Origin of the sequence: Tenacibaculum sp. SG-28, from assembly GCF_002954385.1 — a bacterium.
In the GTDB taxonomy this organism is placed as follows: domain Bacteria; phylum Bacteroidota; class Bacteroidia; order Flavobacteriales; family Flavobacteriaceae; genus Polaribacter.
On sequence record NZ_MQVY01000003.1, the window covers coordinates 283,980 to 298,713 of the forward strand.

The window sequence follows — 14,734 nt, forward strand, 5'->3', positions numbered from 1 at the left end:
ACATGAGTTTAAAAGAAAATTTACATAATTTAAAAGAAAAATATAAAGGAACAAAAATGGCTCCAGCATTCAATGCGATCCATACCTTTTTATATTTACCTAATGAGACTACCCATGGAGGTACTCACATTAAGGCTGCTGATGATTTAAAACGTACCATGAATGTTGTAATCATGGCATTAGTGCCATGCTTGATATTCGGTATGTTCAATGCAGGATACCAAACCCACCTTGCTTCTGGTGAAGTTTCAAGAGTAACTGGGTTTTTCAGCGCTAACTTTTGGAATTTTAGTAACTTAATGGTGGGAATTGTAAAGATCTTACCTTTAGTGATCGTTTCTTATTTGGTTGGACTGGTAATCGAATTTATTTTTGCAGTTATCAAAGGACACGAAGTAGAGGAAGGATATCTAGTAACCGGAATGTTAGTTCCATTAATCGTTCCTGTAGATCTGCCTTTATGGATGCTAGCTGTAGCAGTAGCATTTGGTGTTGTTATCGGAAAGGAAGTTTTCGGTGGTACCGGGATGAATATTTTAAATCCTGCCTTAACGATTCGTGCTTTCTTATTCTTTGCCTATCCAACTTGGATGTCGGGAGACAAAGTATGGGTTCACGATGCAGTAAATAGAGCAGGAACAGCCGATGCTATTTCAGGGGAGACAATACTTGGTAGCTACGCACAAAATATGGAATCTTCATATTCTATGTTTGAAAAATTCTTCGGTTTTATTCCGGGTTCTGTAGGAGAAACATCTACATTTTTAATTTTAGTAGGAGCTGCCTTCCTGATCTTCACTAAAATAGGAAGTTGGAGAATAATTGTATCGACTTTCATTGGTGCTGCAGTTATGGGATTAATTTTTAATTTCGTGGTATCTAGCGGGGTGATTACAGAATCGAGCAAGTTTTACGGTTTGATGAGTGCAGAATGGTTTGACCACTTGATGATTGGAGGATTGGCTTTTGGTGCTGTTTACATGGCTACAGATCCAGTAACAGCCTCACAAACTAACAAAGGAAAATGGATATATGGTTTTTTAATCGGATTTATTTCAATAATGATTAGAGTATTTAACCCAGCTTATCCGGAAGGAGTATTCCTAGCGATTTTATTAATGAATGTATTCGCTCCTACAATTGATCACTATGTAGTACAAGGTAATGTAAATAAAAGATTAAAACGTTTAAAAGCTAAAACTGCTTAAATCATGAGTAAAAAAACAGATGGCAACGTATATACACTAATCTTCGCAATAGGAATGGTGTTAGCAGTTGGGGCATTATTAGCCTTTACAGCAGCTTCTTTAAGACCTGCAATTGATGCCAACAAGCGTATCGAAAAACAGCAGAATATTTTGTATGCAATGGGAGTTAATGAAAATGATGAAAGCAGTGCTATTTTTGTTTCTAAAGATAAGGTTGCAGAAGAATTTTCGAAGTATATCAAGAAGCAATTAGTTATTCAAGGAGAGGATGTTTCTGAAAGTAACGAAGCATATTTAATAGATGTTAAGAAGCAACAAACATTAGCAAAAGAAGGTAAAAACCGCAAATATCCTTTGTTTATTGGTGAAAAAGATGGAAAAACATTTTACATCGCACCTATTAGAGGAAAGGGATTGTGGGATGCAATTTGGGGGTATATAGCCATGGATAAAGACATGGTAGTTCAGGGAGTATTCTTTGACCATAAAGGAGAAACTCCAGGATTAGGAGCTAACATCAAGCAGCGCTTCTTTATGGATGATTTTGCCGGTGAACAGCTAATGCACAATGGTTCTTTTAAAGGTATTACTGTAGCAAAGGGTAATGCTGACCCAAAAAACGAAATTAAAGACGACAACGAAGTAGATGCAATTGCCGGTGCTACCATTACCGGTGACGGTGTTTCCGCTATGATAAAATCAGAATTAGCGATGTATGTACCTTACTTTAAAACATTGAAATAATCATGGGACTATTATCAAAAAAAGACTTAACATTAATAAAAGATCCTTTAGCGGATAACAACCCTATTACTATTCAAGTTTTAGGTATTTGTTCTGCACTAGCAATTACTGCAGAATTAAAAGCATCGATTGTAATGTCTATATCGGTACTTTTCGTATTGGGTGTTGGAAATGTGGTAATTTCCTTAATGAGGAATATTATCCCTTCAAAAATTAGAATTATCGTACAGTTAATCGTAGTTGCTACATTAGTAATTATTGTAGACCAGGTGCTAAAAGCCTTCGCATATGAACTTAGTAAAACTCTATCGGTTTTTGTTGGGTTAATCATTACCAACTGTATTATCATGGGACGTTTTGAAGCTTTTGCTTTAGGGAATGGCCCTTGGCGTTCATTTTTAGACGGTATTGGAAATGCGTTAGGGTACGCAGTAATTTTAATCGCTGTTGGATTCTTTAGAGAATTATTAGGTTCTGGAACTTTATTAGGATATAAAGTTCTAGGAGATCCCATCGAAAAAACAGGATTATATGCAATTGGCTATGAGAATAATGGATTCATGTTATTATCACCGATGGCCTTAATAGTAGTTGGTATCATTATTTGGGTACAACGTAGTAGAAACAAAGCATTAATTGAAGACTAAAATTGTCTTCAGTAAAAAATAGAATATGGAACATATAGAATTGTTTTTCAAATCGATATTTATAGACAACATGGTATTTGCCACCTTCTTAGGGATGTGTTCGTACCTAGCTGTATCGAAAAAAGTATCTACCGCAGTTGGTTTAGGAGCAGCAGTAATATTCGTGTTAGCAGTTACTGTACCGATTAACTGGTTATTAGATCAATATTTATTACAACCAGGAGCGCTATCTTGGTTAGGAGAAGAATATGCAGTTTATGATTTAAGCTTTCTATCCTTTATTATGTTTATCGCTACCATTGCTACAATGGTACAATTAGTAGAAATAATTGTAGAAAAATTTGCACCTGCACTATATAACTCCCTTGGTATTTTCTTACCGCTAATTGCAGTAAACTGTGCCATATTAGGTGGGTCTTTATTCATGCAATCTAGAGAAATTCCAACACTAGGACTATCCTTAGTTTACGGAATTGGTTCTGGTATCGGATGGTTTCTCGCCATACTAGCTATAGCTGCTATCCGTGAAAAAATTCGTTACTCAAGCGTACCTCCTGCACTAAGAGGTTTAGGAATAACGTTTATTATCACTGGTTTAATGGCCATTGGCTTTATGAGTTTTGGAGGAATGTTAACTGGTGGAGATGATACCAGTAAGGAAGAAAAAACTCTTAATGCTGAAGTTACAACAGAGCCTAAAGTAGAAGAAAAGACTATTGAAATATCGGAAGGCGAAGAGGAGAAGGATTTAAAAGAAGCTAAAGAATTAGCGGATAATACAAAAGAAATAAAAAAATAATGATAGCATTACAAGCAAGCACAGGAGGAACAGTGCTAATTACCGTATTAGCGTTTTTGGCAATAACATTGTTATTGGTGGCATTATTGTTATTTGTGAAACAAAAATTAGCACCATCGGGGCCAGTAACCATAACAATAAACGGTGATAAAAGTATAGAAGTTCCATCGGGAGAAACTTTGTTGACAACATTAGGAAATCAAAAAATATTTTTACCATCTGCCTGTGGAGGTGGTGGTTCTTGTATCCAATGCGAATGTCATGTAAACTCTGGTGGTGGGGAAGCATTACCCACGGAAACACCTCACTTTACGAGAAAAGAACTTAAACATGGAATTCGTTTAGCGTGTCAAGTAAAAGTGAAGCAAAACATGGATATTTCAATTCCAGAAGAAATATTTGGAATTAAAAAATGGGAAGCGACAGTAGTACGTAATTACAATGTGGCATCTTTTATTAAGGAGTTTGTGGTAGAAATTCCTGAAGACATGGACTACAAAGCAGGAGGATATATTCAAATTGAAATACCACCATGCGAAGTGAAGTTTTCAGATATGGATATTACAGCGCATCCTGAAGAGCATGATACTCCAGATAAATTCCAAGAAGAATGGGATAAGTTTAAATTATGGCCTCTAGTGATGAAAAATCCAGAATCTGTAGAAAGAGCTTATTCAATGGCTTCTTATCCTGCAGAGGGAAGAGAAATCATGTTAAATGTACGTATTGCAACTCCTCCATTCGATAGAGCTAAAGGTGGTTGGATGGATGTAAATCCTGGGATTGCTTCCTCGTATGTATTTTCGAGAAAAGTAGGCGATAAAGTTACTATATCAGGTCCTTATGGAGAATTCTTCATTAACGAATCAGAAGCAGAAATGCTTTATGTTGGTGGTGGTGCAGGAATGGCACCGATGCGTTCGCACCTTTACCACTTATTCAAAACATTGAAAACAGGAAGAAAAGTATCGTATTGGTATGGTGGACGTTCTAAAAGAGAATTGTTTTACTTGGATCATTTCTGGAATCTAGAAAAGGAATTTCCAAACTTTAAATTCCACATTGCACTTTCGGAACCTTTACCAGAAGATAATTGGAAAGTAAAAGAAAATATGGATGCTGATGGAGATGGATTCGTTGGTTTTGTGCACAATTGTGTAATCGATAACTACTTGTCAAAACACGATTCACCAGAAGATATTGAATTATACTTCTGTGGACCTCCATTAATGAACAACGCAGTTCAAAAAATGGGCGAAGATTATGGAATCCCAGATGAGAATATTAGATTCGATGATTTTGGAGGATAAAAATAAAGTATAAAAAACCGAAGCAATTGCTTCGGTTTTTTTATACCATTATTTATATAATTAGGTATTCTGAAGTCGCCCTGTTGCGCAACTCACAAAGGACTTTGCCTTGTGTAATACAGTATTAGTACTACCTTGTTCTGGATATCCTAATTTGGCCAATTTTAAAACGATTGGATCGCTTTTCTCAAGTGATGTTGTAAGCATTACCTTGCAAGCATTCACATCAACCGTTACTTCAGATACACCATCCATGGCTTCTAATTCCTTTTGAATAGTGGCAGCGCAGCCGCCACACTTTAAATTTTCGATAAATATTTCCATACTTTTAGTCTTTGTAAGTCTGAAGCAATTGTAAATAACCTCCTTCTATATTATACACATTATATCCTTTGTCTCGCAATAATTCACAAGCAATCATACTCCTTCGACCAGATCTACAATACAGATAGACAGGCTTGGAAGGATCGATATTTTTTTCGGCAGATTCCAAAAATCTTGGTGCGTTAACATCAATTTTGATGGCCTCAGGAATTACGCCACTTTGCCATTCTTTAGGAGTTCTAACGTCTACTATCTGAATAGAATCTGTATTTGCAATAACGGATTCCAATTCATTAACCGATATACTTTTTACAGACGAAGTTGTGTTACAGCCAATAATTAATAGCAGTAGCACACCATAAAAATAAAAAAACTGTTTCATACCTAATTATTTATTTGAAGAACAAATAGAGGTCGTTCTTTGGATACTAGTAGTTTTAATATCTTTATATCCACCTGCAACATCAATAACCCTATGAAATCCTCTTGATTTCAAAATAGAAGCAGCAATTACAGAACGATATCCACCGGCACAATGTAAGTAAAAATCTTTGTCTGTGGGAAATTCTTGTATGTGGTCATTTATAAAATCTAATGGTGTATTGGCCACATTGACAATGTGATCACTAGTATACTCTCCGGGTTTACGTACATCAAAAACAATTGCCCCATTTTGCATTTTCTTTTCTAATACCGAAGCGGTAACAGAAAGTAATTCATCGGCTTCTTTTCCGCTATTAGCCCAAGTAGAATAACCTCCTTTTAAATAGCCAAGAACATTGTCAAAACCTACACGAGACAACCTAGTAATAGTATCTTCTTCCTGTCCAACTGGAGTTACTAAAAGAATTGGTTGCGTTACGTCTTGAATTAATGCACCCACCCAAGGAGCAAAACTACCATTTAAACCAATAAAAATAGATTGCGGTATAAATCCTTTAATAAATTGGTTTTGTGGCCTTACATCTAAAATTACAGCATTGCTGGATGAAGCTAAAGCTACGAACTCTTCTGGAGATAATGCTTTTGAACCTTTCTGCAATACATCATCGATAGAAGCGTATCCTTCTTTATTTAATTTAACATTTAAAGGAAAGTAGGCAGGCGGAGGAAGTAATCCTTCAGTAACTTCTGCTATAAATTCGGTTCGCGTCATGTTTGCACGTAAGGCATAATTTGATTTTTTTTGTTCTCCTATAGTTCCGATAGTTTCTTTACTGAGATTTTTTCCACAAGCAGAACCGGCACCATGCGCAGGATATACAATAACATCATCTTCTAAGGGCATTATCTTATTTCGTAGACTATCAAATAACATACCTGCTAGGTCTTCTTGAGTTATGTCTTTTCCTTTTTGTGCCAAATCAGGTCTTCCAACATCGCCAAGAAACAAAGTATCTCCACTAAAAATTGCATGATTTTTTCCATGAGTATCTTTCACTAAATACGTAGTACTTTCAAGCGTATGACCAGGAGTATGAAGCGCGGTAATTGTAATAGCACCCACGGTAAACTCCTCTCCATCTTTTGCGATGTGCACGTCATACTTGGTGTTGGCTGAAGGTCCATATACGATAGTTGCCCCTGTTTTTTCCGCTAGTGTGATATGACCACTGACAAAATCAGCATGAAAATGTGTTTCGAAGATATATTTAATCTTTGCTCCAGCCTTTTCTGCCATTGCTATGTATGGCTGTACTTCACGTAAAGGATCAATAATTGCTACTTCTCCTTCACTTTCCATATAATAGGCTCCTTGCGCCAAACAACCTGTGTATATTTGTTCTATTTTCATAATGTATCTATTTATACGCTTGGTGTATGTATTGCGCATATTTTACTTGATTAATATTGTCACCGGTTTTATAAAAATGTACGGCTCCATTTACTCGCATGAAAAACTCATTTAAGGAAATTTCTTCTAACAAACCTCCTCTAAATAGGGAATCCCTAACAGGACCTTTTACTCCGGCGAAATAGAATGTAATGCCTTGTTTTTTATAAAATCGAATTCTTTCTTTTAACATCTCAACTCCGGTGCTATCTATTCTATTTATACTCTCCGCATCCAAAACAATGAGTTTTAGGGGAGCTCCTTTTTCCGCTACCATATCTTCCAACTTGTCTCGAAAATAACTAGAATTTGCATAAAACAATTGGGCATCGAATCTAAATACTAAAATTTCAGGATCTATGACCACATCGTTAAAGCGATGTTTATTGCGATAAAAATCAGAATTAGGAACTTTGCCAAGTTCGGTTATATATGGACGGGATGTTCTAAATATAAGAACGATAAGCGATAATCCTACACCCATAAAAATTCCATATTCGATACCAAAAATTAATGTAGACAAAAAAGTAGCTACCAACAACCAAAAATCTAAATTGTTAGCGGTCCAAAGACGTCTCGCCTCTCGAATATTTACCAAATTAAAAACCGCAACGATAATAATAGCTGCTAATACCGCCTTGGGAAGATGGTAGAATAAAGGTGTTAAAAACAATAAAGTAACAATTACTAAAAGAGCAGAAACAATAGCAGAAACACCAGTCTTACCTCCCGATTCTGCGTTAATAGCTGACCTTGAAAAACTAGATGCTGATGGGTAAGCTTTAAACAACGAACCAACCATATTACTAATCCCCAAAGCGACCAATTCTTGGTTAGGGCGTATGCGATACTCATCTTGCTTAGCTTCTAATGTTTTACCGATAGAAATTGTTTCTAGATATCCTACAAGTACCAAGGTAAAAGCAATCGGTAATAATTCTCTGATAAGAACGATATCTAACTCTGGAATCTCAAAAGAAGGTAAGCCAGAAGGCACATCTTCCACGATAGAAACATCTGGGAAATAAACACCAAAATATTTAATAGAAATAACACCTAAGATAACTACAATAAGAGCACTCGGTATTTTTTTATTAAGCTTTCGAATTACCAAAATAACAAAACAAGCAAACAAACCAATAATGGTAGTTTTTGTATGCAAAGATCCTAACTTTGCCAAAATATCCTGCACCAATAGGTGTATTTGATCACTCTGTAAAAAGTCTACTCCTAAAAGATTTTTAAATTGATTGAGACCGATGGTCAATGCAACGGCAGAGGTAAACCCAGTTATTACGGGCCTGGATAAAAAATTAACTACAAAACCCAAACGAAAAATACCCATAAGAAACTGAATAATACCAACGATAAAAGCCAATAAAATAGCTATGGCAATGTAGCTTTCAGAGCCAGTGAGTGCTAAAGTAGAAACACCTGTTGCAACAATTAAAGAATCCATAGCAACAGGACCTATAGCGACCTGACGTGAAGAACCGAAAATGGCATACATTAATTGTGGCACTAGTGCAGCATACAAGCCGTAAATGGGTGGTAATCCTGCTATCAAAGCATAAGCAATCCCTTGAGGAATTAAGACGATAGCTACTGTTATTCCGGCAATACAATCCCTCGAAAGATAGGAGGCATTATAATTGGGTAACCAATCTAAGATAGGAATAAGCTTCTTTACTATTTTCATTACACATCCATTACTAACGATTAGATACTAAAATAACTCTCCTTGCGAAGATCCTTTTATTCTACCCAAATGTTTATATGCTATATCGGTAACTTCCCTTCCACGTGGAGTGCGCATTACAAAACCTTGTTGTATCAAAAACGGTTCGTATACCTCCTCTATGGTTTCGGCATTCTCAGAAACAGCGGTTGCCAATGTAGAGAGACCTACCGGACCACCTTTAAATTTATCGATTATCGTCGATAGAATCTTATTGTCCATTTCGTCTAAACCATGGGCATCAACATTAAGCGCTTTTAAAGCATATTTAGCGATAGCGATAGTAATGGTGCCATCTCCTTTAATTTGCGCAAAATCTCTTACCCTACGTAACAAGGCATTAGCAATTCTTGGAGTCCCTCTGCTTCGTCCTGCTATTTCAATAGCAGCTTCCATACTTATAGGAACTTTTAAGATCATAGCACTTCTTTGTAAAATAGTGCTCAATAGTTCGGTCGAATAATAATGTAACCTGCTACTAATCCCAAATCTTGCGCGCATGGGAGCGGTAAGCAGACCGGAACGGGTAGTGGCACCTACTAGGGTAAAAGGTTCTAAGTTAATTTGAACAGTTCTAGCGTTAGGACCAGACTCTATCATGATATCAATTTTAAAATCTTCCATAGCGGAATATAAATATTCCTCTACGATAGGACTTAATCTATGAATTTCATCAATAAACAGAACATCGCGTTCCTCTAAGTTAGTGAGTAAACCAGCAAGATCTCCTGGTTTATCAAGAACAGGACCTGAGGTGACTTTAATACCTGCACCTAATTCACTTGCAAGAATATGTGCCAAAGTAGTTTTACCCAAACCCGGAGGACCGTGAAAGAGCGTATGGTCTAAGGCTTCGTTTCTTTGATTTGCAGCCTCTACAAAAATTTTAAGATTTTCTATTGCTTGTTCCTGACCACTAAAATCCTCAAAAGAAAGCGGACGTAACTTTTTTTCTACCTCCAATTCTTCATTGGTTAAATGATTAGCATCAGGATTTAAATGTTCATTCATAGGAATACAAATATACGTCAAAATATAACGTCAATTTGTAATAAAAGTTACTTAGCAAACCTATAAAAAACAGCGGTATAGAATATTATTTACACAAAAAAAGCCTCTTTTCAAGAGGCTTTTTTATAACTACCGTAGGTTAGGATGGTTCTTCACCTTCTAACAAAGGCGTAGTTTGTAAAACAAAATCTTTACCGTGTAAATATTCACCATTTTCGTCGGTTTTACTGTAATCGTAAGCCCAACGATGTACCTCTGGAATTGCTCCTGGCCAATTTCCGTGAATATGCTCAACTGGAGTTGTCCATTCTAGTGTATTAGATTTCCATGGGTTCTGCGTAGCTTTTTCTCCACGGTAAATAGAGATAAAGTAGTTTGCTAAAAATATAAGTTGTCCTAAACCTCCAATAATAGCCATAACGGTCATGAAAACATTGATGTTAGCTAAATCATCAAACATTGGAAAGTTAGAGTTTGTGTAATAACGTCTTGGAAGACCGGCCAAACCAATAAAATGCATAGGGAAAAATACGCCATATGCAGCGATAATGGTAATCCAAAAATGCCAGTAACCCATAGTTTTATTCATCATTCGTCCGTACATTTTAGGGAACCAATGGTAAACACCTGCAAACATTCCAAATAAAGCAGAAACACCCATTACTAAATGGAAATGTGCTACCACAAAATAAGTATCGTGTACGTTAATATCTAAGGCAGAATCCCCTAAAACAAGCCCTGTTAAACCACCGGTCACAAACGTAGATACTAATCCGATAGAAAAAAGCATAGCTGGGTTCATTTGTAGGTTACCTTTCCATAATGTTGTTACATAATTAAATGCTTTTACTGCTGAAGGAATCGCAATTAATACGGTTGTAAATGTAAATACAGAACCTAAAAATGGGTTCATTCCGGAAACAAACATATGGTGCCCCCATACGATGGTAGAAAGGAAGGCAATAGCCATAATAGAACCAATCATAGCGCGATATCCAAAAATTGGCTTACGTGCATTGGTAGAGATAACTTCGGAAGTTAATCCTAAGGCAGGTAATAAAATGATATATACTTCTGGGTGTCCTAAGAACCAAAATAAGTGTTCAAATAAGACAGGCGAACCACCCTGGTAATGTAATACTTCGCCTGAGATGAAAATATCCGATAGGAAAAATGAAGTACCAAAACTCCTGTCAAATATTAATAAAAGCGCAGCGGATAATAAAACTGGAAAGGAAATTACACCGATTATTGCAGTGATGAAAAACGCCCACATGGTTAGTGGTAAACGTGTCATTTTCATTCCTTTAGTTCGTAAATTTAATACCGTAACTATGTAATTTAAGGAACCGATAAGCGATGATGCGATAAAAATAGCCATCGATACCAACCATAAGGTCATTCCTGTTCCAGAACCTGGAATTGCTTGTGGCAATGCAGATAATGGAGGATATATTGTCCAACCTGCTGAGGCAGGGCCCGCTTCAACAAATAAAGAGATAACCATTACCACAGAAGAAAGGAAAAATAGCCAGTAGGAAACCATGTTCATAAAACCAGATGCCATATCTCTTGCGCCAATTTGTAATGGAATCAATAGATTTGAAAAAGTACCACTTAAACCTGCAGTTAATACGAAAAATACCATTATGGTACCGTGTATGGTAACTAAAGCCAAATACATATCTGGGTTCATTACGCCATCCACTTGATGTTTCCCTAAAAAGGCCTCTATAATAGAGAATGACTTTTCTGGCCATGCTAACTGTAAACGGAATAACATGGACATAAAAACTCCTATGATACCCATAAACATACCTGTTACCAAGAATTGTTTAGATATCATTTTGTGATCGGTACTAAAAATGTACTTTGTTACAAATGTTTCTTTGTGATGATGATCTGACATATCTAATATCTTTATAAATTTTTTAAATAACTTATTGTATTCTCTGCGCTAAGGTTTGTTGTTCGGCCAACCATTTGTTGTACTCATCTTCCTCAACCACAGTGATTTTCATTTGCATATTATAGTGAGAAGCACCACAAATTTTATTACATAATAATAAGTAATCAAATTCGTAAGGATCTTCGCCCTTTGCTGTTCGAATTTTATTTATTCCTTTTGTTTTCGCTTTAACTTCTTCGTTTTGACGCATTTCTTCTGTCGTGTACTTCGGTGTGAAAGCAAACTGTGTTACCATACCAGGAACACAATTCATCTGAGCTCTAAAGTGTGGCATGTAAGCAGAGTGTAATACATCTTGCGAACGAAAGTTAAAAAGTATCTTTTTCCCTTTTGGAAGGTATAATTCGGTAACTTGTATGTCGTCTTGTGCACTAGGGTCTGACATGTCTACCCCCATGGTATTATTCTTGTTAATATCAATGAAATTAACGTTTCCAAGACCCAATTGATTATCAGAACCAGCGTAACGAGCATCCCATCTAAATTGTTGCGAATATACTTCAATAACAATAGGATTTTCATCATCACCAACATACATAATGTTATTCCAAGCCCATAATCCGTAACCAATTAACAATACAATCGTCACGGCAGGTATAGAAGTCCATAATAATTCTAGTTTATGACTATCGGCATAAAAAAGTGCTTTTTTATTTTTATTCCCTCTGTATTTGTACGAAAAGTAAAAGATTAAAAATTGCATGGCAAACTGTACAATACCGATTAACCAAAAGGTAATGTTAAACAAGGTATCGTCGTGCGTCCCTTCTGTTGAAGCAGCTTCAGGAAGCATAATAACATTCATTGCTATTAAACAATAAATCATCATTGCATACAAAAAAACCAAAAATCCTAAGGCAATTTTACCCTGTGTATCGTTGTCTTTATCCGAGGCAATTACCGAACGGAAATTCATAATACGAGTTATTTGCCAAAAACTAACTCCTATTGCAATTGCTATAAAAATGTAAAATAAAGCGAGCATATTCTCTTAACTATTTTATTATATTAAATTTAATTAATGATGATTACTATTTTCTCCCCTGTGTTCGATATTGTAGTAATGGTGTGTTTCACTTTCATGCAAGAAGGATTTCCTTTTGGAAGCGGATTTGCTTTCGCAAATGCAGAAAACGTTGCGTAGATAAACAATCCAACAAAGAATAGAATACCACTAAGTTCTCCAATTCCAAATCCCCACTGTCCTCCAACGGTACCTGGCATGATCATAACAAATAAGTCTATGTAATGACCTACTAAGATTACAATTCCACCCAAAACTACCATCCAAGGAATACTTTTAAAATCACTGTTGATTAACAACAAAACAGGGAAAGCAAAATTCATTGCTACCATGGCAAGAAAAGGAACTTTATACTCTTCAAAACGTTGCACAAAATAGGTAGTTTCTTCCGGCATGTCTGCATACCAAATTAACATAAACTGTGCAAACCATAAGTACGTCCAAAATACAGAGAACCCAAACATAAATTTAGCCAAATCGTGAATATGACTATCATTCACAAAAGGTAAGGCTCCTTTAGAACGTAAATAAATAGTAACAAAAGCAATAACAGTTAAAGCAGAAACCATAAAGGTTGCTAGAACGTACCACCCAAATAAGGTAGAAAACCAGTGCGGATCAATACCCATTATCCAGTCCCACGACATCATTGATTCTGTAATCATGAAAAATACGATAAAACCAACACTAACATTGTATAAACGCTTGTGTAATTTTAGGTCACCATTATCTTGTTGTGTAGACATTCTTCGTAATATAAATCGGAACACATTCCAACCTACGATATAAAAAATACTTCTAATAGCCCAACCAGGAACATTCATCCACCAACTTTTACCATCAACAATTGGGTCATAGTTAGCGCTTTGCGGATCAAAAGTACCTTCAGCCATCCAAGGGAATACGTGATTCATGTGCATTACTGTTAATACAATGAAGACAATCATTAAAACACTAACATAATGCATGTTGTTGGTAATCGCTTCCATTACTCTAAAGACTGCTATAGACCAACCTGCTTGAGCAACTCGTTGCGCTGCATAAAATGCTAATACCAATAGGGTAACTCCTAGAGAGAATAACATAGCTACATAAAAAGCAGACCACGGTCTGTTTTGCATTTGATGGAACACGTGCTCTGCATGTGCATCATCATGACCACCAGTGTGTGCAGTATCGGTACCGTGAGATGTATTCTCCTTATTTATTTGTGCAGGTAATACGGCTATGCCATTGGCAGCATGTACAGAATCAATGGTATGAAGATTATCTCCTAACGAACTGGCATGCAAACTATCTTTTGCATGTTTGTCAGTGTGTTCTGTAGTGCTTGAAGTATGGACGCTATCACCAGAAGCTACGTGGTGGGCTTCCGTATCACCGCCATGAGAAGCTCCATGATGCTCTCCTTCATGTGCACTGTGTTGTGCAGCTATAATTTGTTTTGCTTCATCTAACGTTTTAGGAGCTGTATAAAAATTATAAACAGTTCCTAATAATCCTAAAACCATTAAAGCAATTGCTAATAATTTTAATTTACCTTTAAATTGATACATATCTTTAGACTATCTATTTTAGAATTACTTTAATTCGCTTCTTAATTTTTCAACGTATTGCACAACTTGCCATCTTTCTTTGTAAGAAAGCTGCGAAGAATGCGATCCCATCAGGTTCTTACCGTGCATAATTACGTGATAAATGTTACCTGCAACTAAATCTCTATCTTTATAATTCGGTATACCTTCAAACTTTTCTCTTTGGGAAAGTACGCCATTACCATCACCTTTTTTACCGTGGCAAGAAATACAATAAATGGTATATAGCTCTTTTCCTTTTGCTAGATTTTCTTCTGTTACTGCATAAGGGTTTTTCAACTCCGCTTTTGCTAATTCATAACCTTCTACAGTATTAGGAATATCATAAGCAACGATACCGCTTCTACTAACCGTACCTGCAACTGGTTTTCTATTTACAACTTTCCCTCCGGCTGAGATAGGTCCGTTGGCATCATAAGAAACAGACTCATACATATCCGGCATGTACTGTACTTGTGGCTTTCGTTTATCACCACAAGAAATAATACTCGCAATGATTATTAAAGAAAAAATTATTTTAAAAGTTTTCAT

The 14,734-nt window shown here is 36.2% G+C and carries 14 protein-coding genes; 5 read left to right on the plus strand and 9 right to left on the minus strand.

All coding sequences use genetic code 11. The annotated features are described in order from the left end of the window. Nucleotides 1-2: 2 nt before the first annotated feature. The 5 genes from BSU00_RS09460 to nqrF are packed head-to-tail and all read left to right on the plus strand — an operon-like array spanning nt 3 to nt 4,708. Entirely contained in the window at nt 3-1,208 is a 1,206-nt protein-coding gene (locus BSU00_RS09460; protein ID WP_105004151.1) for an NADH:ubiquinone reductase (Na(+)-transporting) subunit B, read from the plus strand. Between the two features lie 3 nt (nt 1,209-1,211). Beyond that, on the plus strand, nt 1,212-1,952 hold the full coding sequence (locus BSU00_RS09465) for a Na(+)-translocating NADH-quinone reductase subunit C (RefSeq protein ID WP_105004152.1): 741 nt from the start codon (nt 1,212-1,214) through the stop codon (nt 1,950-1,952). A 2-nt stretch (nt 1,953-1,954) separates the two neighbouring features. Next, nucleotides 1,955-2,599, plus strand: a complete 645-nt coding sequence (locus BSU00_RS09470) for an NADH:ubiquinone reductase (Na(+)-transporting) subunit D (RefSeq protein WP_105004153.1) — start codon at nt 1,955-1,957, stop codon at nt 2,597-2,599. A 25-nt stretch (nt 2,600-2,624) separates the two neighbouring features. After that, nucleotides 2,625-3,398 (plus strand): NADH:ubiquinone reductase (Na(+)-transporting) subunit E, encoded by a 774-nt coding sequence (gene nqrE / locus BSU00_RS09475; RefSeq protein WP_105004154.1) that lies wholly within the window; start codon nt 2,625-2,627, stop codon nt 3,396-3,398. A 2-nt stretch (nt 3,399-3,400) separates the two neighbouring features. Further along, nucleotides 3,401-4,708 (plus strand): NADH:ubiquinone reductase (Na(+)-transporting) subunit F, encoded by a 1,308-nt coding sequence (gene nqrF, locus BSU00_RS09480; RefSeq protein WP_369820318.1) that lies wholly within the window; start codon nt 3,401-3,403, stop codon nt 4,706-4,708. Nucleotides 4,709-4,768: 60 nt separating this feature from the next. Here nqrF and BSU00_RS09485 read toward each other — a convergent pair whose 3' ends face one another. The 9 genes from BSU00_RS09485 to BSU00_RS09525 all read right to left on the minus strand — a co-directional run bounded on the left by BSU00_RS09485 (nt 4,769) and on the right by BSU00_RS09525 (nt 14,734). Continuing rightward, nucleotides 4,769-5,032: a heavy-metal-associated domain-containing protein gene (locus BSU00_RS09485; RefSeq protein WP_105004156.1), complete on the minus strand. Its 264-nt coding sequence runs from the start codon at nt 5,030-5,032 to the stop codon at nt 4,769-4,771. Nucleotides 5,033-5,036: 4 nt separating this feature from the next. After that, complete coding sequence (locus BSU00_RS09490; protein WP_105004157.1) at nt 5,037-5,414, minus strand: rhodanese-like domain-containing protein; 378 nt, start codon at nt 5,412-5,414, stop codon at nt 5,037-5,039. A 6-nt stretch (nt 5,415-5,420) separates the two neighbouring features. After that, entirely contained in the window at nt 5,421-6,827 is a 1,407-nt protein-coding gene (locus tag BSU00_RS09495; RefSeq protein WP_105004236.1) for a rhodanese-like domain-containing protein, read from the minus strand. Between the two features lie 7 nt (nt 6,828-6,834). Beyond that, entirely contained in the window at nt 6,835-8,565 is a 1,731-nt protein-coding gene (locus BSU00_RS09500; protein ID WP_105004158.1) for a SulP family inorganic anion transporter, read from the minus strand. 27 nt (nt 8,566-8,592) lie between these two features. Further along, nucleotides 8,593-9,615: a Holliday junction branch migration DNA helicase RuvB gene (ruvB, locus tag BSU00_RS09505; protein WP_105004159.1), complete on the minus strand. Its 1,023-nt coding sequence runs from the start codon at nt 9,613-9,615 to the stop codon at nt 8,593-8,595. 139 nt (nt 9,616-9,754) lie between these two features. Next, entirely contained in the window at nt 9,755-11,524 is a 1,770-nt protein-coding gene (locus tag BSU00_RS09510; RefSeq protein WP_105004160.1) for a cbb3-type cytochrome c oxidase subunit I, read from the minus strand. 31 nt (nt 11,525-11,555) lie between these two features. Further along, entirely contained in the window at nt 11,556-12,569 is a 1,014-nt protein-coding gene (locus BSU00_RS09515; protein WP_105004161.1) for a cytochrome c oxidase subunit II, read from the minus strand. A 29-nt stretch (nt 12,570-12,598) separates the two neighbouring features. Beyond that, the gene (locus BSU00_RS09520; protein WP_369820315.1) at nt 12,599-14,164 is read right to left on the minus strand and encodes a quinol:cytochrome C oxidoreductase; all 1,566 of its coding nucleotides are present in this window, start codon (nt 14,162-14,164) and stop codon (nt 12,599-12,601) included. 24 nt (nt 14,165-14,188) lie between these two features. Then, entirely contained in the window at nt 14,189-14,734 is a 546-nt protein-coding gene (locus tag BSU00_RS09525; protein WP_199176783.1) for a cytochrome c, read from the minus strand.

What these genes read in the sequence shown, in the direction of transcription:
- BSU00_RS09460 (WP_105004151.1), top strand. Translation starts at nt 3, where the DNA reads ATGAGTTTAAAAGAAAATTTACATAATTTAAAAGAAAAATATAAAGGA.
- BSU00_RS09465 (WP_105004152.1), top strand. Translation starts at nt 1,212, where the DNA reads ATGAGTAAAAAAACAGATGGCAACGTATATACACTAATCTTCGCAATA.
- BSU00_RS09470 (WP_105004153.1), top strand. Translation starts at nt 1,955, where the DNA reads ATGGGACTATTATCAAAAAAAGACTTAACATTAATAAAAGATCCTTTA.
- nqrE (WP_105004154.1), top strand. Translation starts at nt 2,625, where the DNA reads ATGGAACATATAGAATTGTTTTTCAAATCGATATTTATAGACAACATG.
- BSU00_RS09485 (WP_105004156.1), bottom strand. Translation starts at nt 5,032, where the DNA reads ATGGAAATATTTATCGAAAATTTAAAGTGTGGCGGCTGCGCTGCCACT.
- BSU00_RS09490 (WP_105004157.1), bottom strand. Translation starts at nt 5,414, where the DNA reads ATGAAACAGTTTTTTTATTTTTATGGTGTGCTACTGCTATTAATTATT.
- BSU00_RS09495 (WP_105004236.1), bottom strand. Translation starts at nt 6,827, where the DNA reads ATGAAAATAGAACAAATATACACAGGTTGTTTGGCGCAAGGAGCCTAT.
- BSU00_RS09500 (WP_105004158.1), bottom strand. Translation starts at nt 8,565, where the DNA reads ATGAAAATAGTAAAGAAGCTTATTCCTATCTTAGATTGGTTACCCAAT.
- ruvB (WP_105004159.1), bottom strand. Translation starts at nt 9,615, where the DNA reads ATGAATGAACATTTAAATCCTGATGCTAATCATTTAACCAATGAAGAA.
- BSU00_RS09510 (WP_105004160.1), bottom strand. Translation starts at nt 11,524, where the DNA reads ATGTCAGATCATCATCACAAAGAAACATTTGTAACAAAGTACATTTTT.
- BSU00_RS09515 (WP_105004161.1), bottom strand. Translation starts at nt 12,569, where the DNA reads ATGCTCGCTTTATTTTACATTTTTATAGCAATTGCAATAGGAGTTAGT.
- BSU00_RS09520 (WP_369820315.1), bottom strand. Translation starts at nt 14,164, where the DNA reads ATGTATCAATTTAAAGGTAAATTAAAATTATTAGCAATTGCTTTAATG.
- BSU00_RS09525 (WP_199176783.1), bottom strand. Translation starts at nt 14,734, where the DNA reads ATGAAAACTTTTAAAATAATTTTTTCTTTAATAATCATTGCGAGTATT.